Annotated in this window: 23 protein-coding genes; 16 read left to right on the forward strand and 7 right to left on the reverse strand. The window is 61.6% G+C overall.

Features of this window, described 5'->3' with window-relative positions; genetic code table 11:
• From B3M53_RS03465 to B3M53_RS03485, 5 genes are all read right to left on the reverse strand, one after another.
• A partial coding sequence (locus B3M53_RS03465) for a globin-coupled sensor protein (RefSeq protein WP_349678819.1) occupies positions 1 to 1199 on the reverse strand: 1199 nt, incomplete at its 3' end.
• 74 nt (positions 1200 to 1273) lie between these two features.
• Entirely contained in the window at positions 1274 to 2083 is an 810-nt protein-coding gene (xth, locus tag B3M53_RS03470; RefSeq protein WP_273020945.1) for an exodeoxyribonuclease III, read from the reverse strand.
• Positions 2084 to 2116: 33 nt separating this feature from the next.
• Entirely contained in the window at positions 2117 to 2743 is a 627-nt protein-coding gene (locus B3M53_RS03475) for a hypothetical protein (protein WP_022700822.1), read from the reverse strand.
• A gap of 303 nt (positions 2744 to 3046) precedes the next feature.
• Positions 3047 to 5092, reverse strand: coding sequence for a putative bifunctional diguanylate cyclase/phosphodiesterase (locus B3M53_RS03480; RefSeq protein WP_233346049.1), 2046 nt, complete (start codon positions 5090 to 5092; stop codon positions 3047 to 3049).
• A gap of 221 nt (positions 5093 to 5313) precedes the next feature.
• Positions 5314 to 6315, reverse strand: a complete 1002-nt coding sequence (locus B3M53_RS03485) for an adenosine kinase (protein WP_160092872.1) — start codon at positions 6313 to 6315, stop codon at positions 5314 to 5316.
• Positions 6316 to 6452: 137 nt separating this feature from the next.
• Here B3M53_RS03485 and B3M53_RS03490 point away from each other — a divergent pair, with 137 nt between their 5' ends.
• Positions 6453 to 7349, forward strand: a complete 897-nt coding sequence (locus B3M53_RS03490) for an ATP-grasp domain-containing protein (RefSeq protein ID WP_273020948.1) — start codon at positions 6453 to 6455, stop codon at positions 7347 to 7349.
• Here the strand turns inward: B3M53_RS03490 and B3M53_RS03495 are convergent.
• A complete protein-coding gene (locus B3M53_RS03495; RefSeq protein ID WP_273020949.1) occupies positions 7346 to 7930 on the reverse strand; it encodes a hypothetical protein in 585 nt (194 codons plus the stop codon). The two genes, B3M53_RS03490 and B3M53_RS03495, sit on opposite strands and share 4 nt — an antisense overlap.
• Positions 7931 to 7975: 45 nt before the next feature.
• Here B3M53_RS03495 and B3M53_RS03500 point away from each other — a divergent pair, with 45 nt between their 5' ends.
• The 14 genes from B3M53_RS03500 to trmB all read left to right on the forward strand — a co-directional run bounded on the left by B3M53_RS03500 (position 7976) and on the right by trmB (position 19566).
• Complete coding sequence (locus B3M53_RS03500; protein WP_022700817.1) at positions 7976 to 8479, forward strand: universal stress protein; 504 nt, start codon at positions 7976 to 7978, stop codon at positions 8477 to 8479.
• A 90-nt stretch (positions 8480 to 8569) separates the two neighbouring features.
• Complete coding sequence (locus B3M53_RS14675; RefSeq protein WP_028284608.1) at positions 8570 to 9130, forward strand: NifU family protein; 561 nt, start codon at positions 8570 to 8572, stop codon at positions 9128 to 9130.
• Positions 9131 to 9224: 94 nt separating this feature from the next.
• Positions 9225 to 9863 (forward strand): malonic semialdehyde reductase, encoded by a 639-nt coding sequence (locus B3M53_RS03515; protein ID WP_022700815.1) that lies wholly within the window; start codon positions 9225 to 9227, stop codon positions 9861 to 9863.
• A gap of 3 nt (positions 9864 to 9866) precedes the next feature.
• Entirely contained in the window at positions 9867 to 10514 is a 648-nt protein-coding gene (gene tsaB, locus B3M53_RS03520) for a tRNA (adenosine(37)-N6)-threonylcarbamoyltransferase complex dimerization subunit type 1 TsaB (protein WP_160092869.1), read from the forward strand.
• On the forward strand, positions 10511 to 10954 hold the full coding sequence (locus B3M53_RS03525; RefSeq protein ID WP_273020952.1) for a GNAT family N-acetyltransferase: 444 nt from the start codon (positions 10511 to 10513) through the stop codon (positions 10952 to 10954). Before tsaB ends, B3M53_RS03525 begins: the two co-directional genes overlap by 4 nt.
• Positions 10955 to 11046: 92 nt before the next feature.
• Positions 11047 to 11463 (forward strand): Fur family transcriptional regulator, encoded by a 417-nt coding sequence (locus B3M53_RS03530; RefSeq protein ID WP_028284606.1) that lies wholly within the window; start codon positions 11047 to 11049, stop codon positions 11461 to 11463.
• Positions 11464 to 11588: 125 nt separating this feature from the next.
• A complete protein-coding gene (gene miaB, locus B3M53_RS03535) occupies positions 11589 to 12995 on the forward strand; it encodes a tRNA (N6-isopentenyl adenosine(37)-C2)-methylthiotransferase MiaB (protein WP_273020953.1) in 1407 nt (468 codons plus the stop codon).
• Positions 12992 to 14005, forward strand: a complete 1014-nt coding sequence (locus B3M53_RS03540; RefSeq protein ID WP_199318913.1) for a PhoH family protein — start codon at positions 12992 to 12994, stop codon at positions 14003 to 14005. The genes miaB and B3M53_RS03540 overlap by 4 nt, the downstream gene beginning before the upstream one ends.
• Positions 13998 to 14474 (forward strand): rRNA maturation RNase YbeY, encoded by a 477-nt coding sequence (gene ybeY, locus B3M53_RS03545; protein ID WP_273020955.1) that lies wholly within the window; start codon positions 13998 to 14000, stop codon positions 14472 to 14474. Before B3M53_RS03540 ends, ybeY begins: the two co-directional genes overlap by 8 nt.
• A gap of 2 nt (positions 14475 to 14476) precedes the next feature.
• Positions 14477 to 15400, forward strand: a complete 924-nt coding sequence (locus tag B3M53_RS03550; RefSeq protein ID WP_160092865.1) for a hemolysin family protein — start codon at positions 14477 to 14479, stop codon at positions 15398 to 15400.
• Between the two features lie 78 nt (positions 15401 to 15478).
• Entirely contained in the window at positions 15479 to 17026 is a 1548-nt protein-coding gene (lnt, locus tag B3M53_RS03555; RefSeq protein ID WP_273020956.1) for an apolipoprotein N-acyltransferase, read from the forward strand.
• A 56-nt stretch (positions 17027 to 17082) separates the two neighbouring features.
• A complete protein-coding gene (locus B3M53_RS03560; protein ID WP_028284604.1) occupies positions 17083 to 17517 on the forward strand; it encodes a helix-turn-helix domain-containing protein in 435 nt (144 codons plus the stop codon).
• An 88-nt stretch (positions 17518 to 17605) separates the two neighbouring features.
• Entirely contained in the window at positions 17606 to 18778 is a 1173-nt protein-coding gene (metK, locus tag B3M53_RS03565; RefSeq protein WP_022700805.1) for a methionine adenosyltransferase, read from the forward strand.
• 83 nt (positions 18779 to 18861) lie between these two features.
• A complete protein-coding gene (trmB, locus tag B3M53_RS03570) occupies positions 18862 to 19566 on the forward strand; it encodes a tRNA (guanosine(46)-N7)-methyltransferase TrmB (protein WP_273020958.1) in 705 nt (234 codons plus the stop codon).
• A 2-nt stretch (positions 19567 to 19568) separates the two neighbouring features.
• Here the strand turns inward: trmB and B3M53_RS03575 are convergent, their stop codons facing one another.
• The gene (locus B3M53_RS03575) at positions 19569 to 20204 is read right to left on the reverse strand and encodes a hypothetical protein (RefSeq protein ID WP_273020959.1); all 636 of its coding nucleotides are present in this window, start codon (positions 20202 to 20204) and stop codon (positions 19569 to 19571) included.
• 218 nt (positions 20205 to 20422) lie between these two features.
• On the opposite strand from B3M53_RS03575, the gene rimP reads away from it, so the two are divergent.
• Positions 20423 to 20959: a ribosome maturation factor RimP gene (gene rimP, locus B3M53_RS03580; protein WP_022700802.1), complete on the forward strand. Its 537-nt coding sequence runs from the start codon at positions 20423 to 20425 to the stop codon at positions 20957 to 20959.
• Positions 20960 to 20969: the final 10 nt, after the last annotated feature.

Raw genomic sequence — 20969 nt, forward strand, 5'->3', positions numbered from 1 at the left:
ATCTCGGTGGTGGCGCTGGCTTGCTCTTCGACGGCTGCGCCAATTCCCATCGACGTTTCCGAGATTTTGGAAATGGTGTCCTTGATAAGCGACATCGCTTCCACGACAGTGCCGGTCGCAGCCTGAATCTCAGCAATTTCACCACCAATCTCGTCCGTGGCTTTTGCGGTTTGATTGGCCAGCGTTTTGACTTCCTGGGCGACGACGGCGAACCCTTTGCCGGCCTCCCCGGCGCGTGCGCTTTCAATGGTGGCGTTCAGCGCCAGCAGATTGGTTTGTTCAGCGATTTGCTGGATCAGGGTGACAACGCCGCCGATCTGTGACGCCGCCTGATTGAGACGTTCTATGTCTGTGACCGCAGTTGTGGCGAGCTGCTCTGCTTTCCGGGCGATGTCGCTTTGGCTGTTTGCGCGTTCTGCGATTTCGCGCGTCGCAGATTCCATCTGATGGGAGGCCGCGGCGACGGCTCGAACGCTGGCGGCGGATTCTTCTGCGCCGGAAGCCGCGCTCACGGCCCGTTCAAGAGTGGCTTCGACCGTGGACGCAACTTTCTGTGAGGCGTCGCCAATTGTTTCCGAGACGGATGTCAGCGTGCCGACCAGATTGCCGACATTTTGCTCGAACTGCGATGCGAGCTCATGTCTCTCGCGCGCTGCGTTGGCTTCGGTTTCTTCAAGGTACAAGGAAACAGCCAGTTCCATGTCCAGGAAGATGGCTTTGACCAAGGCGTCCAGTTGGTTGTCCAGCACTTCAGTCTGGCGCGGACGAAGCCCCATGATCCCGGCGCTTTGGGACTTGGCGACTGCTCTGATCAGGGCGGAGGCCAGATGCGCGTAGCCGCCGATATAATAGCGCGGTTCAAGTCCGAGCCGGCTGTGGGCAAGACCGATCTTGCGAACGCCTTCGAAATAGGAGCTGTCAAATCGACCGGAAACGATGGACATCCAGTGGGCTTGCTGGCGCCCCTTGGCGCTGGCCATGTGGTCTTCATCTGTGAAGAAGTGTGCAGCCGCCGGTGTCGATTTGATAACGTCGTAGAACGCAGAGAGCGCTCCGGGCAACGTCTCTTCAATGGTTGGACGACACTGAGACAGGGCCTCCCGCGTTGGCGCGTCAAACCCCAGAAAGTCCAGACGTTCCGCCCGATCGTGTTCTTGCATGCTTCCCTCCACAGTCGATTTGACTGTTGAGAGATTCATCAAAGCTGCAATGGTAATTCATATACTTATTCAGTATTCTTTATACTCAGTTGAATTAAGATATATTAACTATTCTATCCTAGGCGCAGCGTTACCGGAGCGTGATCTGAGGGCTTCTCCCAGTCGCGGGCCTCGTCCCAGATCTTGAAACTGTCGCGGCCGTCTTTGAGGGCGGCGTCCTTCAGCGCCGGACTGACCCAGATATGGTCGAGGCGCCGGCCGCGGTTGGAAGCGCGCCAGTCCTTGCTGCGATAGCTCCACCAGGTGAAGAGCTTTTCAGGCTCGTCAATCAGTTCGCGCGCCACGTCGAGATAGTCGCCCGCCTGCATCCAGGCGTTCAGCGCCTCCACTTCGACCGGGGTGTGCGAGACGACTTTCAGAAGCTGTTTGTGCGACCACACATCATGTTCGCGCGGGGCGATGTTGAAATCGCCGACCATGACGATGGGCGCGTTTTCCTTGGCGCGATCAGCGGCATAGCCCTTGAGCCGGTCCAGAAAGTCCAGCTTGTGCTTGAAGCGGGGATTGATCTCGGGGTCAGGTTCGTCGCCACCGGCAGGAATGTAATAGTTCTGCAGCTCGACCCCGTTCACTTGCACCCGCTGAAAGCGCGCTTCGCCGCGCGGGCACAGCGGGTCCTGATCCAGCGCCTCGATCGGGGTGCGCGATGCGATGGCGACGCCGTGCAGGCCTTTCTGGCCGACGATATGCAGATGGGGAAAGCCCATCTCCTCAAAGGCTGCGCGCGGAAACTGATCAGGCAGGCATTTGATCTCCTGCAGGGCGATCACGTCCGGGTTCGCCTGTTGCACAAAGCTGGCCACATGCGGGGCGCGCAGGCGGACTGAATTGATGTTCCAGGTGGCGAGGGTGAACGGGGTCATAGGAAATCCTGCGAGAAAAATGCGTCGATGAGATCAGAGGATATTGTAGGTGGCGCCGGCGACGCCGACTGGCCAGCGCCCGCGCACATACAGCCGCCAGCGCGCCAGGAAGGGATGCGGCGGGTCTTCGTCTTCCGCTTCCGCCATCAGCACGAGCACGGCGCCATGAGCGGCCTGAACCAGACCGCCAGCGGCGGCGTTGATCACGGTTTCATCAAACATGTCGTCCATGGAGGCGCTGGCTTCGGCGGCCTCCTTGGCGAGCTCGCCAATCTTTGACGCGACAAGCGTCAACGCCGCTTGAAGCGCTTGTTCATCCAGCCGTTCCAGTGCGCGCTCGACCAGTGCGGAGCGCTGCATTTCCTCAGCTTCCCAGGCCCAGGGGTCCCGGTCCAGGGTTTCGGCCGCCGCAATGGCGTCAGACCAGTCGCCCATCTCCGCGGGCTCGGCCTCGGGCATGCCCAGCCCATCCAGATAGGCGCGGGCCAGGGCCAGTTCCCGTGAATCGAGCGGTTCGCCGAGGCGCGAGAAAAAGGCGGGATCGCCGACGGATTCTGCGAAGGCGCGCGCCTTGTAAAGGAGCGGGATTTCATCAAGCAGGCGCGCAATCTCGTCTTCCGCGCCGCTATAGTCCGAAGGGGAGGGATCAAAATCGGTCATGCCCTCTGTTTAACGCGCCTTGCAGGAAGACGACAGCGGTCATGATAGTGGGGCTGAACGAAAATCGCCCGGCGACCTGGGGTGAAGTCGCCGGGCGTTTCGCCTCGCGTCCATCAGGGAAGACGCGGTGTCATGACGCTGGGGGGAGCGTCACGACGTCCTGAAGCGTCGGGGGGACGGCGCGCATTCAGGAGCAGCCCTCAGCTGCAGGTGTAAGAATGCCACAGATTTATAGAAAAGCGAATTAAAAAGTGGAAATATCTTGTAAGTGATATTTATGCATCATCCGGGGAGAGACCGGAACTAGCCGGCCACACTTTCCCGACCACCAGCAGATGCGAAGGTCACAAGCTCGGCGAAGGGCATGGGACGGCCAAACAGATAGCCTTGCGCCAACGTCGCGCCCAGCGCGCGCAGGGCGCGGTACTGGTCATGAGTTTCGACGCCTTCGGCGACGGTCTTCAGCTTGAGGGATTTGGCCATGGCCAGGATGGTTTCAACCACAATGCGGGCGTGCTCGTCCTGGCTCATATCGCGCACGAAGCTCTGATCGATCTTGAAGACGTCAAAGGGCATGCGGGTCAAATAGGATAGGGAGGAGTGACCTGTGCCGAAATCGTCAATGGCGAAAGTGACGCCCAGTCGGCGCAGCGGTTCGATTTGTTCGATCACGCGCTCGGGTTCACGCATGGCGGTGGATTCCGTCAGCTCCAGTTCCAGGAACTCAGGCGGCAAGCCGCTGTCCTGCAAGGCCTCCAGCACCGTCTGGGAGAAACCTTCGCTTTCAAACTGCATGGCGGAGACGTTCACAGCCACCGGCACATCCAGGCCGCGTTCACGCAATTGTTGGGCTTCATGGCACGCGCGGCGCAGCACCCAGTCGCCGATTTCACCGATCAGGCCGCACTCTTCCGCCGCCTGGATGAAGGCGCCGGGCGACAACAGGCCTGCCGTCGGATGGCGCCAGCGCACCAGCGCTTCTGAACCGGCGATCGAGCCGTCCACCATGGAGATCTTGGGCTGGTAGAAGACCACGAGCTGGTCGTCGCGCACGGCTTCACGCAGCTCGTTCTCCAGCACCAGTCGCTCAAACGCGCTCTGGTTCATGGAGGTCTCGAAGAATTCACAGGCATTGCCGCCGGCGCGTTTCACCGACGCCATGGCGAGGTCGGCGTGACGCAGCAGCGTTTCCGGATCCGATCCGTCGCGCGGGAAACAGGCGATGCCCGCGGAAATGCCCAGAAAGACCTGATGGCCTGAAATCTCGAAGGGGCGGCGCACCGAATCCACGATGCGGCGGGCCAGGCGCGCGGCGTCTGCGCTGTCGCGCAGGCGCGGCAGCAGGACGGTGAACTCATCCCCGCCCAGGCGTGCGACCATGGACGGTTCCTTGGTCAGATCGCCCTGAGACAGATCCCAGCCCCGGACGGCTTCGCGCAAACGGCGTCCGACGGCTTCAAGCAGACGGTCGCCTTCGCCAATCCCGAGTGAGTCATTGACGCGTTTAAAGCGGTCGAGGTCGAGAAACAGGATCGCGCCTTCTTCACCCGATTCAGACGCTTCGCGCGCCACGCGCTCGACTTCCTTGCGGAAGCGTTCGCGGTTGGGCAGCTCGGTGATCATGTCCACATAGGCCAGGCGATGCACGCGCTTCACGGACGCGTCGAGACGCGCAAACATGCGGTTGAAGGCGTTCGCCAGCACTTCCAGCTCATCGCCGGTATGCACTTCGATACGCAGATCAAGCTTTCGCGAAGACGCCAGACGCGCGGCCTCAGTCAGGCGGCGGACAGGGCCCAGCGCCTTGCGCACGATCAGCGCGACCAGCGGCAGGAACACGATCAGGGCCGCTATGGCGATCACCAGCTGGCGGATGATGATGTCGATGGCCGGGGTCACCACGGCGGACATGGGCACGGTGGCGACCACCGCGCCGATCAGGCGGCCGTTGAAGAACACAGGCTCGGCGACGCGAATATCATCGCCCACGCGTTCAACGCGGGTGTCCACAGCGCCGATAGCGGACTGCACCAGATGATCTGCAGCGCGATCACCGACGCCGTAGGGCACCTCGCCATTGAGTGCGATGACGCGCCCGTTCACATCGGCCACATAGACAGAGCTGACGTCCGGCCGCGCGCCGAAATCAGCCAGCAGACGATTGGTCAGGCCTTCAATGTCACTCACGGCGATGGCGTTGGCGGCTGTGGAGGTGAACAATTCAGTGATCAGCTCGGCATGGACCAGGCCCGCCGAATTATTGTCTTGGGACTTCAGCTGGTATTCGACAGCCATGAGCGCAGTCGTCGCGGCGACAAGGATCACCCCGCAAAGCAAAGTGAACTTCATCACCAGAGATCGCATCACTCTGGAAATTGCGTGTCTGATAGGCGCCATCAGGACCCCAGCTGCAGGCGAAAGGCGTGCGGAATGCACACGAAACACCGTGAGGCTGAACTGATGTGCTAAAAATCAGGTTAAGGACGAAGCGAAAAGTCAAAAAGGACCCCGCCTGGGGCGGAGTCCTTGATGAAGTCTTATGCACTTTTCAGATCAGTACAGGCTGAATTCTAGTCCAGCGTGACGCCTTTTTGCGCCGCCAAATCTTTCAGCGAGACAAGCGGACGCGCACCCATGTGCGAGATCACCTCAGCGGCGGCGATGACGCCCAGACGGCCGCAGGTGTGAAGGTCCGCGCCGCGCGAATACCCGGCCAGGAAACCCGCGGCGAACTGATCGCCGGCGCCGGTCGTGTCTACGATGGTTTCAACGGGGTCGGCGTCCACGCGCACTTCTTCATCACCGGACACGATCACGGCGCCCTTTTCAGAGCGGGTGATGGCGGCGACGCGGGTTTCTGCGCGCACTTTCGCAAGGGCCGTTTCAAAATCATCGACTTCGTACAGCGCCTTGATCTCGGCCTCGTTGGCGAACAACACGTCGATATGGTTTTTCACCAGATGGCGGAAGCTGTCACGGTGACGCTCCACACAGAACATGTCCGACAGGGTCAGGGCCACGCGGCGATCAGCAGCCTGGGCGATTTCTGAGGCGCGCACGAAAGCGGCTTTCGCTTCGGGGCGGTCAAACAGATAGCCTTCCAGGAAGGTCACGGTCGCAGACTTGACCAGTGCGGGGTCGATATCGGCTTCATCCATCAGGGTGGACGCACCCAGGAAGGTGTTCATCGCCCGGCGCGCATCGGCTGGTACAGCAATCAGGCAGCGCGCTGTGGAGGGGCCGTCCTTGAGCGGCTTGGTGTCGTAATGCACGCCGATCGACCGCAAATCATGGGCGAATACTTCACCCAGCTGATCGTCAGCGACCTTGCCGATATAGGCGCCGCGGACGCCAAGGCTGGCGACGCCCGCCAGAGAGTTGGCCGCAGAGCCGCCGGAGATTTCCTGCGCCGGCGGAAACGCCTCATACAGGGCCTGCGCCCGGTCTTCGTCAATCAGCAGCATGGCGTCCTTGGCCAGACCGTGTTGCTCGATGAAGGCGTCATTCACAGACGCGAGCACGTCCACAATGGCGTTGCCGACGCCAAGAACGTCGTAGCGGGTTTCGGTCATGTGAGGGTCATCCTGCAGCTGAAATCGGGGGGCGTGTACCGCGGGGGCACGGCAAACTCAACCCGCAGAAGGGTTCTGGAAAACCTCTATGGGACGGGTTATGCGGTTGCGCCAGCGCCATCTGACCGAGGAAGCCCATGACCCGCATCTGTTTTCTGACCTCCGCCGACATGATGAAGGATCGTCCGGGCGCCCGTGACGACTGGTTCGAGTTCGATTTGGAATTCGGCGCCTTGTCCAAGGCGTGCGCGGCGGAAGGGATCTCCCTGGAAGCCTGCATCTGGGACCAGCCGTTTGACGCCTCGGTCTTTGATGGCTTCATGGTGGGCACGGTCTGGGATTATCCGCCCAAGCTGCAGCTCTTCCTTGAGACGCTCGATCGTCTCAATGAGATCGCCCCCGTTTATAACAGCCCGGCCCTGGTGCGCTGGAACATCGAGAAAACCTATCTCAAGGCGCTGGATGACGCGGGCGCTCCCTCTATCCCGACGCTCTGGGCGGACAAGGCGGATGCGGACGCCATTGCAGCGGGGTTTGACCGGTTTGGCGGCGACAAGATCGTGGTGAAACCGCTGGTGGGCGGCGGCGCCTGGCGTCAGGCGCTGATCAAGAAGGGCGAAGCCTTGCCCGACGCAGATGATCTGCCGCTCGGCGCCTGCCTGATCCAGCCCTTCCTGCCCGGCGTGCCGGAAGAGGGCGAATACTCGATGATCTTCTTTGGCGGGCGGTTCTCCCATGCGCTCAACAAGCGCCCCAAGTCCGGCGATTACCGGGTGCAGTCGCTGTATGGCGCCACCGAAGTGCGCTGGGAGCCGTCCGAGGCGGATCTCGCTTTGGCGCGCGAGGTGCTCAGCGCCGCCCGCACCATCACCGGCGAGGATGAGTTTCTCTATGCTCGTGTCGACATGGTGCGCGGCCTGACGGGCGGGCTGGTGGTTATGGAGCTCGAGATCATCGAGCCCTATCTCTATCCTGAACAAGGCCCGGACATGGGCGCGGTGTTCGTCGAAGCGCTGAAAGACAAGCTTGCCTAACCCGCGTCCGGTTTGGCGGTGAAGCGCGTGATCAGCGCTTCGGGGTCGTAGGGCACAGGGCGTCCGGGGCGGAAGGCGAAGGCCAGATAGCCGCCGAGCGCCGCAAAGGGCAGACCCGCCAGCGCCAACATGGCGCTTTGCTCATTGAGCATCATCCAGCCCATATAGCTGATCGCCATACTGGTCATCGCCACCCCGCCCCCGCCCAGGATCAGGCGTGAGCCCAATGTTTGCCCTTCTGAAAAGCGCACTGTGCCGAACCGGGGACGCAAGGCCTCGTGAAGGGCGACCAGCAGCGTCTGGAACTCCAACGCATTATCCTGCCAGTCACTCAAGGATACGGCGCGTCGACTGCCAAACAGGATCTCGCCAGACGGGCCGCTGACCCGGCACACCACCTGGCTTTGCGCGCCCGCCATCTCCACGGACAGGCGCACGCCGTTGACGGCGTCCAACGCAATCCGGCGCTCGAGCCGCCCCTCTTCCACCCATTCGATACGATCGGCGTACAGCATGATCTGACGCGCCGGGCGCAGGGCGTTGCGTTGGTCGGTGATCTGGGCGAGCGGGGCGTCAGTCATGATGGTGTGTCTCAAGGGGCTGCGTCATGAGCCCTCTTGCCGGAAATGACGGAACGCGGCAACGTCGCAGACATGAGCACGCCGCGTAAATTCCTCCTGATCGCTGACGGCACCGAAGAAAGCCGCTCCGCCGCCTATTTCGCCGCCCGCCGCGCCCGCAATACGGGTGGGGTCGTCACCGTGCTGGCCGTGGTGGACACTGAAGGCGGGTTCGAACACTGGCTGGGTGTGGGCGAGACCATGCGCGCGGAAGCGCGTGAAGCCGCCGAAGCGGCGCTTGAAAGCCTGTCAGAGGATGTCGAGGAGGTCACCGAGACCCGTCCGGAAGTGATCTTGCGCGACGGCGATCTGATCGAGGCCCTGCGTGATCTGCTGGAAACCGACCCGGCGATTTCAATCCTCGTTCTGGGCGCATCGACCGGCAAGGACGGCCCTGGCCCGCTGGTCAGCGCGCTGGGCCGCGGCAAGGGTCTGTTTGAAGACCGGACCATTCCGGTGACGGTGGTGCCCGGCAATCTGTCACGCGCCGATATCAAGGCGCTGACCTGACAGGCCATGATCCCTTACTTCGTCTGGGGTTGAACGCCGCCGCGCCACGGGCCATTTCAAGGGTTCACAGAGCCGCGCAGGATGCCCGATATGTTTATCCAGACCGAAGACACCCCGAACCCTGATACGCTGAAATTCCTGCCCGGCCAGTCCGTTTCCATGGAAGGTCCGCGTGATTTCGCGACGCCGGAAGAGGCGGAAAACTCATATCTGGCGCGTGAGTTGTTCAGGGTTGATGGCGTCATCCGCGTATTCGCCGGTCAGGACTTCATCTCTGTGACCAAGGCTGAAGGCGTGGACTGGCCCCATATCAAACCCGCCGTATTGGGCGCGATCATGGATTGCCTGGAAAGCGACAAGGCGCTCTTCGGCGACGCCGAGCATGACGGCCATGCCGCTTATGAAGGTGAAGCCGCCGGGATCGTGAAAGAGATCAAGGATGTCATCGACACCCGCGTCCGCCCCGCCGTGGCGCGCGATGGCGGCGACATCGTCTTTCACAGCTATGATGAAGGCTCGGGCGTGGTGCAGCTTCACATGCGCGGCGCCTGCGCAGGCTGTCCCTCCTCGACCCTAACGCTCAAGCAAGGCATCGAAAACCTGCTCAAGCACTATGTGCCTGAAGTGAGCAGCGTCGAGGCTGTGCTTTAATCGCTTCAGAACCAAATCAGACAAGTATGGTCGATCTTCAAGTTGATCGCCTTCAGGCTGATTCACCCGTTGTCATCGTATCGGAGCCGCATTTATGACCGACGCCCAAGCCCCGCTCGCCCTGGAAGACCGTCATGGGGTGTTGCCCGATCACGCGCTGGACCAGCTGTTCCGCGGCGCGCGCACCTTTTATTCGTGGGAAGACAAGCCGGTGTCGGAGACGACCATCCGCGCGCTCTACGAGCTTTTGCAGTATGGCCCGACCAGCGCCAATCAGTCTCCGGCGCGTTTCCTGTTCCTGCAGGGTGAACATCAGGCCCGGCTGAAACCGCACCTGATCGAACCCAACATCGAAAAGACCGTTACGGCGCCCGTGACGGTGGTTCTGGCTTGGGACTGGAACTTCCACGAGAAAGTGCCCCAGCTCTTCCCGCACAATCCGGAAGCGAAAGACTGGTTTGAGTCCGACGAGGCCCGGTTTGAAAACGGTTTCCGCAACAGCACGTTGCAAGGCGCCTATCTGATCATGGCGGCGCGTGCGCTGGGCCTTGATTGCGGGGCCATGTCAGGCTTTGACAAGGACGGCGTCGACGAGGAATTTTTCAAGAATGATCCCGAAATGGGCGCCTGGCGCTCCAATTTCCTGATCAATCTTGGATACGGCACCACTGAGAAACTCTTCCCGCGCTTGCCGAAGCTCAGCTTCGACGAGGGCGCCAAGCTGATGAAGTAAGCCATGAGCAAACCCGCCTTTCTGGTGGTGGACACGATCGGTCCCTGGTGCGCCTGCGCGGTGAAAGCCGGGGATCGAATCGTGATGCGGGCTGAAGAAATCGGCCGCGGCCATGCTGAAGCCTTGGCCCCGATGGTCGAGGACTGTCTTTCAGAGGCCGGCGTCAGCCCGCAATCTCTCACCCGGATCGGCGTGAATGTGGGGCCGGGCGGGTTTGCCGGCACGCGCGTGGGCGTTGCGTTCGCGCGCGGACTGGCGCTCTCGACCGGGGCGAAGGCGCTGGGCGTGTCCAATCTGGATGCATTGGCCCTGCGCACCGACCCCAAGGGCGAACGCACGGTCATGGCCATTCATGACGCAAGGCGCGGCGATCTGGTCTGGCGGCTTTACACGCATGGCCGTCCGGTGACGGACATCTGCCATGGCAACGCCCATGACGCGCAAGATGAAATGGAAGCCTTTGGCGGGCTGTATCTGACCGGGTCTGGCGCGGCGCTGGTGGGCGCCGATCCGAGCCATTTCGATCCCGCGCCGCCCTTGCGCGAACTGCTGCAGCTGACCGAAGCCGCGCCCGATGACGCGCCGTCTCCCTCCCCGCTTTATGCGCGTCCGCCGGATGCAAAACTGCCTGGCGGCCATACGCCGGCATGAGCGCAACTGAGGGGTTTGAAGCGGGCGCTGAAGCGGCGGCGCTGTTCGCCGCCCTTCACGCCGCCTGCTTTGACGCCCCCTGGAGCGAGGCGGACTTTGCCCGCTTGCTGGCGTCATCCGGCGTCAAAGGCCTGATCGCGCGGTCTGATGAGACCCCGCAAGGCCTGTCGCTGATCCGTACGGTTGCGGGGGAATGCGAGCTTCTGACCATCGGTGTTCTGCCCGATGCGCGCCGGTCGGGCGTCGGGGCGTTCTTGCTGGCGCAAAGCGAGGCGGCGGCGCACCGTTCGGGCGCCCGGCGATTGTTTCTGGAAGTGTCGGAGCGCAATACGGCTGCGAGCGCCCTATATGAGGGGGCAGGCTATCGTCAGATCGGCTTGCGCAAGCGATATTATCGCGACGGGGCCGCCGCACGGGTTCTGGCGCGCGATCTGGTCTGACATCGAAGTCGCGCGACATATGGACACGCCCCGCCGAGGCTGGCTATCAAGGACAGGACGGGGCGCACGCCCCACAGGTTAGGGAGTTGGCGATGCCGGATCGGATTGAGAAGCTCTGCGTGGAAAAAGGTCTGCGCATGACAGAACAACGCCGCGTCATCGCGCGCATCCTGTCGCAAGCTGAAGACCACCCCGATGCGGAAGAGCTGCATCGCCGCGCCTCGGACGTGGATTCGCGTATTTCGCTGGCCACCGTCTACCGCACCGTGCGCCTGTTTGAAGAAGCCGGCATCATCGAGCGTCATGACTTCCGCGACGGCCGCTCGCGCTATGAAGAAGCCTCAGACGACCACCACGACCATCTCATTGACCTGAAGACCGGCGAAGTGGTCGAATTCATGGATGAAGAGATCGAGCGCCTGCAAGAGGCCATCGCCAAGCGCCTGGGCTACAAGCTGGTCGATCACCGGCTTGAGCTTTACGGCGTAAAGATCGAGGACGGCAAATAGAGGGGCGTTAACCGCGCTTCAGGCAGCGGATCGTCAAGCGGCGCCTTGCATCCGCCCCACTCTATCCCCATAACCCGTCCTCCCTTATCCACAGACTTTCGCCGCCAGGGAGGCCGGCTCCGCCCATGACCGATATCATCCGCGACGCCGACACCACGCACAAAGACCGCAAGCGCCTGTTCATCAAGACCTATGGCTGTCAGATGAACGTTTATGATTCAGAGCGCATGCGCGATGTCCTGGCGCCTTTGGGCTATGAGCCCGCCGACGCGCCCGACGGCGCGGATCTGGTGATCCTGAACACCTGCCATATCCGCGAGAAAGCGGCTGAAAAAGTCTATTCCGAGCTGGGGCGTCTGAAGCCTCTGAAGGAAGAGAAAGCCTCCACCGGCAAGCCGATGACCATCACGGTCGCCGGCTGCGTGGCCCAGGCGGAAGGCGCTGAGATCCAGCGCCGCGCGCCGGTCGTTGATCTGGTGGTCGGCCCGCAAACCTATCACAAGCTGCCTGAACTGATCGCCAATGTGCACCGCGCGCGCGGCGAAGCGCTCGACACCGAGTTCGAGGTCGAAGAGAAATTTGACGCCCTCGCCGCGCCCGAGCGGCATGTGGAGGGCTTCACCGCCTTTGTCACCGTGCAGGAAGGCTGCGACAAGTTCTGCACCTTCTGCGTCGTGCCCTATACGCGCGGCGCGGAATGGTCGCGTCCGGTGGATCAGATCGTCGCCGAAGTGCGGGCGCTGGCCGCCAAGGGCGTGCGCGAAGTGACGCTGCTGGGCCAGAACGTCAACGCCTATCATGGCGATGCGCCGAAGGCCGACGCAGCAGGCGGGGTCTGGGGGCTTGGCCAGCTGGTGCGCCATTTGGCGAAGATCGGCGGCATTGAGCGGATCCGCTTCACCACCTCTCACCCCAAGGACATGGACGATGATCTCATCCAGGCCTTTGCGGACGAGCCCAAGCTGATGCCGTATTTCCACCTGCCGGTGCAGGCGGGATCGGACAAGATCCTCAAATCCATGAACCGTTCGCACACGGCCGCGGACTATCTCGAGAGCATCGAGAAACTGCGCGCAGCTCGCCCCGACATCGCCATTTCCGGCGATATGATCGTGGGCTTTCCCGGCGAGACCGATGCGGATTTCGAAGCGACGATGGAGCTGGTGCGCCAGGTCAATTACGCGTCCTGCTTCTCGTTCAAATACTCCAAGCGCCCCGGCACGCCGGGCGCCGCCATGTTCAACCAGATCGATGAAGCGGTGAAAAGCGAGCGCCTGGCGCGCTTGCAGGCGCTTTTGTCAGAGCAGCAGATCAGCTTTAATCGCTCCATGATCGGCAAGACCTTGCCTGTCCTGTTTGAGCGCGAAGGCCGGTTTGAGGGCCAATTGTCAGGCCGCAGCCCCTATCTGCAGGCGGTTCATTGCGAAGGCCCGCTTGAACTCATCGGTCAGATCGCCAATGTGGAGATCACAGGGGCAAGCCAGAACGCCCTGTCCGGACGTCTGATTACAAAGGAAATCGCAGCCGCGTGAGCCGCTCATCAAAACCGCGTCGCCCCAAGCGGGCGGCGTCCGAAACGCTTCATTTTGAAGATTCCGATCTCGTTCGCATCCTCGCCGGGCCGGGTCACGAAAACTTCGCCACGCTCGAGCATGAACTGGAGGTTCAGCTTGAAGCGCCGGGCGGGGGTCAGATCGTGATCACTGCCGAAGAGGCGCGAGCGCGGATCGAGGCGCGTCGTGTGCTCAATGCGCTCTATGGCCGGGCAAGCGAAGGCCTGCCCATTGATCCGCCCGCCGCTCGAGCCGCCTGCCTGATGGCCGATGACGACGCCGGCGAAGAGATCGACGCTGTGATCCGGGTGCCGCGGGGCGCCAGCTTCGCCGCCCGCACCGATGGTCAGCAGGGCTATGTGAGATCGCTCAAAAACGATCGCGCCTATGACATGATCTTCGGCGTCGGCCCGGCCGGCACCGGCAAGACGCTGCTGGCGGTCGCTTATGGCGCCTCGCAACTGGCGCTGGGCAGCGTGGACCGGTTGATCATCACCCGTCCTGCGGTCGAGGCCGGCGAACGGCTGGGTTTCCTGCCTGGTGACCTGACCGAGAAGATCGATCCGTATCTGCTGCCGATCTGGGATGCGCTCCGGGACGCTCTGGGTCAGCGCCTGAGTGAGAAAATGCGCGAGGAGGGCCGGGTCGAAGTGGCTCCGCTGGCCTTCATGCGCGGTCGGACGCTCAACAACGCCTTTGTCGTCGTCGACGAGGCCCAGAACGCCACCATTCCTCAAATGCGCATGGTCCTGACCCGGTTGGGTGAAGGCTCGCGCATGGCGGTGACGGGTGATCCGACCCAGACGGATTTGCGTCGGGGGGAGCCTTCGGGCTTGCCGCATGCGTTACGCCTGCTTCAGGATGAACAAAGGATCGCCGTGCATCGCTTCACCCGCCATGATGTGGTGCGTCACGGTTTGGTGGCGCGCATCGTGGACGCCTATGAACGCGATGACGCCGTGCGCAGCGACGAGGCGAGCCATGTCTGAGGCGGTGATTGAGGCGGATTGCGTGGAGTTTGTTCTCGAAGCTGAGAACTGGAGCGAGCATGAGGGCTTGCTGGACCGCTGCCGCGCCGCCATCGAAGCCGGGCTGGATCAGCTGGAGGATCCGCGCGCCGGAGCGGCCGTGATCTTGTTCTCAGATGACGCCACCGTGCATGAGCTCAATCGCCGGTTTCGTGACAAGGACAAGCCCACCAATGTGCTGTCCTTCCCGGCGCCAGACCGTGAAGGCTATCCGGGCGACGTGATCCTGGCGTATGAGACATGCGCGCGCGAAGCACAGGCGGCGGGGCTTTCACTCATTGATCACGCTGCGCATCTGGCGCTTCATGGCGTTTTGCATTTAAACGGGTTTGACCATCAGGAGGAAGACGAGGCGACCAAGATGGAAGCGCTGGAGACGGCGGTTCTCACTGGTCTGGGGATGTCAGATCCCTACCTCGTACAGGAATAGGCATGAACGACGATCCGTCTTCGCGAAGTCTTTTGGCCCGTTTCAAACGGGCCTTTGGCGGGGCGCGCCCCGAAATCCAGGACGTTGAGCCGATTGTGAACGGCGCGCCTGATCCCATGGATGCTGGCGCATTCCTGGTGAATATGCGCGAGTTTCAGGACATGCGCGTGGATGATGTGATGGTGCCTCGCGCCGACATCGTCGCCATCGACATTGAAACGCCGCTCAAGGAATTGACGCGCACCTTTGGCGACGCCACGCATTCGCGCCTTCCGGTCTACCGCGAGACGCTGGATGACCCTGTGGGGCTGGCGCACATCAAGGACGTGCTGGGCTATATGTCCCGCTTCGCAGAGGAAGGCTCTGAGGGCGGGCCGGATGGTTGGGGCGATATGCGCATCTTGCCCGCTATTCGTCGCCCGCTGCTGTATGTGCCCGCCTCCATGCGCGCGTTCGACTTGCTGTTGAAGATGCAGTCTCGGCGCATGCACATGGCCCTGGTGGTTGATGAATTTGGCGGCACGGATGGGCTCGTCACCCTTGAAGACCTGATTGAACCCATTGTCGGCGACATCGAGGATGAGCATGACGAGGCGGAGACGCCCAACATCCTCGCCAAGGGCCCGAATTGCTGGGAAGCGGATGCGCGCGCCATGATCGAGGACCTTGAAGAGGTCGTGGGCTGCGAGATCGCCACCGAAGAGGAAGAGAATGATGTGGACACGCTCGGCGGGTTGGTTTTCCACCTGGCCGGTCGCGTGCCCGAGCGCGGCGAGGTGTTGGCGCACCCCTCCGGCTTTGAATTTGAAGTGCTCGATTCTGATCCGCGTCGGATCAAGCGCCTGCGCGTGAAGCCGGGCGCCGGATCGACGCTGGCGGGCGATGAAGCCAGCCGGATGGCCGCTGGCGCCATCAGTCCGGACTAGACCATGACCGGCGTCCTGCCCCGCCTGCGCCGGCTTCGGGCGGGATATCGCGCGCTGTCAGGCTGGCGGCTCTTCGCCGTGCTGTTCGGCTTGGGCGCATTCGGTGTGCTCGGGCATGCACCATTTTTCATCTGGCCTGCTTACGCCGTGGCGCTCACTGCTCTGGTCCTGACGCTGGATGACGCCAAGCGCCGCCCGAAACCTTTGCGCAGTGGCTTCGTCCGCGCCTGGTGGTTCGCCAGCGGCCAGTTTCTGGCGGGGACGGGCTGGGTGGCGAACGCCTTCCTGGTCAGCGCTGGCGACCATGCCTGGCTGATATGGGCGCCTCTGATCTTGCTGCCGGCGGGGCTGGCGCTGTTCTGGGGGCTGGCGGGCGCCGTCTATGTCAGGCGCGCTCCGGCTCATGCCGGCCGGATCGCCGTGTTCATCCTGATTGTGATGGCTGTGGAGTATCTGCGCAGCACGGTGTTGTCAGGCTTTCCGTGGAACTTGCCGGGCCATGTGTTTGAAGCTGGAGGCGCGATCAGCCAGAGCGCGGCTCTGGTGGGCGCTTACGGCTTGTCTGTGCTCGCGCTTTGCCTGTTTACAGCACCGGCCGCGTTCAGTGGTCCAGGCTCGCGCCTGTCGAGGTCTGTCCCTCTGATTGTCGGGCTTGTTCTGATCGCCGCCAGCTGGAGTTTCGGACAAATCAGGTTGAGTCAGGCTCAGACTTTAGTCGAAAGCGATTATCAGTTGCAATTGGTGTCTCTCAACCTGCCTCAGGAGGAGAAACGTTACGCGGCGCGTCATGACATTCTGGATCAGTATCTGGCGCTGTCCTCGGACCTGACCGATGTGGATGCGATTATCTGGCCCGAAGGCGCGATCCCGGCGATGTTGCTGGAGTCGCCTGATCTGTTGGCGGAAATCGCGGACGCCTTACCCTCCGGAACGCGGTTGATCACCGGCACGGCGCGGACGGATCGGGGCCTGAACGGTCGCCCGCGCGCATATTTTAATTCACTCGTTTCCATAAAAATCGACGACAATCGCCCGATCCTTGAGGCGCAGTACGATAAATCGCGACTGGTGCCGTTTGGCGAAAGCAATCCATTTCTATCGCTGACCGACTGGATGGGCTTTGAAAGCTTGTCCGAGATCGCGCCCTATTACAGTCCAGGCAGCGGAGCGCAGACTCTCCAACTGGACGGGTTGCCGAGTCTGGCGCCTTTGATCTGTTATGAGGCTGTGTACTCCAGGTATTCACCAAGACAGTCAAATAGACCCGATTGGTTGTTGAATATTTCAAATGACTCTTGGTACGGGAATTCCGCTGGCCCTCAACAGTTGCTTAACCAAACTCAATATCGCGCGATAGAAGAAGGATTGCCGCTGGTTAGAGTCGCAGCTGCAGGTATATCCGGCCAGATCGATCCTTATGGTCGGCTCATTGAATCCATTCCGTCAAGATCAACTGAAGTATTGTTGATTACATTGCTTGAAGGATTAGGCGATACGCCGTATGGGGTGTATGGAAATGTACTCTGGGTGATTGCTTCGCTTGTTTTGGCTGCAGTCATGCATTGTCTAACGGTTGTGTCATTTACGCATTCAGGTAGAGGCGCGCGACCGGCTGAGGGGCGTTGAGCGTATCGCATCAGACCAAACTATGGTTGTATGCTTTCGCAGATAAGGAATATGAGATGACTGCCAATCCGAGAGGTCCGAACGCGGTTGATCGCCATGTGGGATCGCGCATCCGGCTGCGGCGTCAGCTTCTGAATCTGAGCCAGGAAAAGCTGGGTGAAGAGCTGGGCGTGACCTTTCAGCAGGTTCAGAAGTATGAGCGCGGCACGAACCGGGTTGGCGCAGGACGCCTTTGGAATTTGGCGCGCGTGCTCGACGTGCCGGTGTCCTTTTTCTACGACGGTGTGAATGAGGGCGCAGGGCAGCCTGGCTTTTCTGAGGGTGATCAGACTCCGATCGTCGATGACTTCATCCAGTCTGCTGATGGCGTGGCGCTGGCGCAGGCGTTCGCGCGCATCAAGGATTCCAAGGTGCGCCGCCGAATTCTTGAGTTGGTGCGGACGCTGGCCGCTGAAGAAGCGGAAGCAACTGCGACCGAGCCTGCGTCCTAACTCAAGCGTGACCGGTCGGGTCTTGCTTTCCGTGCGCCAATAGGCTTTAAGCCAGCCATATAAAGATCGCTTTATATGGAGCACGCTGTTGGCCCGTTCGTCTTACCTTTTTACCAGCGAAAGCGTGTCCGAGGGTCACCCGGACAAAGTATGCGACCGCATTTCCGACGCGATTCTGGACTTGTTTCTGTCCAAGGATCCGGTGGCCCGTGTGGCGTGTGAAACGCTGACGACCACGAACCGTATCGTTCTGGCGGGCGAGGTGCGTTGCGCCGGCGCGATCAAGGATGACGAGATTGAAGCGGCTGCGCGCCGCGCCGTGCGTGATATCGGGTACGAACAAGACGGCTTCCATTGGGAGACCGCTGACGTTCAGAACTATCTGCACGAACAGTCCGTGGACATCGCCCAGGGCGTGGATGAAGGCTCCGGGTCGTTCGCCGATGAAGGCGCAGGCGATCAGGGCATCATGTTCGGGTTCGCCTGTGATGAAACGCCTGAGCTGATGCCGGCGCCGATCACCTATTCCCACCAGATCCTCAAGGAGATGGCGCGGCAGCGTAAGTCTGGCGAACGTCCCGAGTTCGAGCCGGACGCCAAATCCCAGGTGACCTTGCGCTATGAGAACGGCCGTCCGGTCGGCGTGACCTCCGTGGTCGTCTCCACCCAGCACAAGGACGGCGTGAGCCTGGACGACGTGCGAGAGCTGGTGCGTCCGGTCGTCAAATCGGTGCTGCCCGAGGGCTGGTTCCCGCCTGAAGACGAGTTCTATGTCAATCCAACCGGCAAGTTCGTCATTGGCGGACCTGATGGCGACGCCGGTCTGACCGGTCGCAAGATCATCGTGGACACCTATGGTGGCGCGGCGCCTCATGGCGGCGGTGCGTTTTCGGGCAAGGACCCGACCAAGGTGGACCGCTCCGCAGCCTATGTGGCGCGATATCTCGCCAAGAACGTCGTGGCGGCTGGTCTGGCGCGCAAATGCACCATCCAGCTCAGCTACGCCATCGGCGTGTCCAAGCCGCTCTCGGTTTATGTCGATACGCACGGAACCGGCGATGTGGATGAAGCCAGGCTGGAAAATCGCCTGCGAGAGCTGGTCGATCTCAGCCCGCGCGGCATCCGCACCCATCTGGGACTGAACCGTCCGATTTATGAGCGCACCTCGGCCTATGGTCATTTTGGCCGCACGCCGGACGCGGATGGCGGCTTCTCCTGGGAGAAGACCGATCTCGTCGACGCGCTGAAATCGCTGGCGTAAGCGCCTCGAACGGACTGTGCAGGGAGCCGGGTTGTTTCAGCCCGGCTCTTTGTTTTTTTGCGCAGGGCCGGTAAAGGGCCGTCATGACCCAGACTCGACCCGACGCCCAATCTCAAGACCGTCCCCAGAACCGGCGCCTGTATGGCCGCGCAAGCGGGCACAAACTGACCGAGCGTCAACAAACGCTGGTGGAGACGCGCCTGCCGGCTTTGCAATGGCCCGATGAAGGTGATCTGGACCCCAAGGCGCTGCTTCCTGGCTTTGAGACATACGTGCTGGAAGTGGGCTTTGGCGGCGCCGAGCATTTGATCGGTCAGGCGCAACGCGCGCCAAAGACCGGCTTTTTCGGAATTGAGCCGTTTCTGAACGGTGTTGCGAAAGCGCTGGTGGGCATCGACGATCACGATCTCAAGAACGTGCGCGTCAAACGCTCGGACGCCCGCGATGAAATGATCCGCATGCCCGATGGGGCGTTCGAGAAGATCTTCTTGCTGTTCCCCGATCCCTGGCCGAAAAAGCGCCACGCCAAGCGCCGCTTCGTTCAGCCCGACACCGCAGCGGAATTTGCCCGGCTTCTGAAGCCGGGCGGGCGTTTGCGCTTGGCGACGGATGTGCGCGCCTACGCCGATCACGCCCTGCCGATCCTGATGGATACGGAGGGGCTGACATGGACGGGCGAACAGGCGTCAGACTGGCGTGAAAATCCGCCCGACCACATTGTCACCCGCTATCAGTCCAAGCATCTGGGCGACATCGAGCCGGTGTTCTTTGATTTCCTGAAGATCTAGCTCTAACAGGCGCCCGAATAGGCGTCGGCATAGGGCGCGTCCCAGCAGGTCAAAAGCCGGTCGACCACATTCAGATTCTGGGGTTGCTCCACATAGCCATCCGGCATGCGAATGTGTGGATTGTCGGCGAGGAACTGACGGCGTGCGGCCATCTCCTCCTCGCTGGGGGGCATGGTCGCAAGGGCGGCCCGCGCCGCCTCCGCCGCCGCTCGGTCCCTGCGCATGAAGGCGATGGTGGCGTCGACATAGAGATTCCAGTCGGCGTTGGAGAAGCGGGCGGCGTCGAAATAGGCGATGGCCTGTTCTGTTTCGCCGCTCATGGCGAGCATTTGTCCTGCATGCCAGCCGATTACGCCGGGCCGCTCAGGATTGAAATGCGGCGACTGATCCATGTAAGCGATCAGCAGATCCGCAGCGGCTTGTTCGCAGCCAGGCTCATCGCCGACAGGTCGCCAGCCGCCTGAAAAATCCTGATCAAAGGCGTTTTGCTCCAGCGCCATAAGCGATAGAAACCGGGTCTCATCAACGCCGCAGCCAGCCAGGCGCGTGCGCGCGTCCGGGGCAAGGGCGTCAAAACTCGGTGCATCCTGGGCGAGCAGGGTCAGTCCCAGCGTGAGCGCGGTCAGTGCGATAACCATGGTGAGCCTCCTGTTGGATCTTCATTGTCCGCGAATGTGCGGGCGTGAGGAGTTAAAGTATGGAAAGGTGGCTGAGCCCGCCCCATTGCTTTTTTGTGGATCTGCAAGTATAAGCCCCGCAACAGTTCGATATGCCGGACGGCATGTTCGAGCGGCTCGGCATCCGGGCCGCTTTTTTCGTACTCGCAGTCCGGACCAGACACAGATATTTGACGCCCATGAAAGCACGCAGCCCTCAAGACCAACGGATCCTCGAGATCGCAGAACCGATCGCCGAAACGCTGGATCTTGAGATTGTGCGCGTGCGCGTGATGGGCGGCAAGAAGACCCTGGTTCAGATCATGGCGGAGCGTCATGACGGGACCATGGTCGTGGAAGACTGCGCGCGCCTGTCCCGCGCGCTGTCGGACGTTTTCGAGGAGACGGATCCGGTCTCTGGCGAGTATGATCTTGAAGTGTCCTCGCCAGGCATTGACCGTCCCCTGACCGCGCTGTCGCATTTTCAGCGCTGGGAAGGCTTTGAAGCCAAGATCGAGCTCGATCGCCTAGTGGAGAACCGCAAGCGCTTCCGCGGCATGCTGGCCGGGATCGAGGATGAGAACGTGCTGATGGATCTGGCGGGCGAGGAAGACACGGCTGTCATCCCGTTTGACTGGATTGCAGACGCCAAGCTGGTGATGACCGACGCTCTGGTGGAGGCGAGCCTGAAGGCCCGCGGTCCCATCGAGGGCGAAGACGGTCAGGCCGACGAGTAGAACGAGAAGG

The organism is Oceanicaulis sp. UBA2681 (assembly GCF_002354675.1).
Taxonomy (GTDB): Bacteria; Pseudomonadota; Alphaproteobacteria; order Caulobacterales; family Maricaulaceae; genus Oceanicaulis; species Oceanicaulis alexandrii.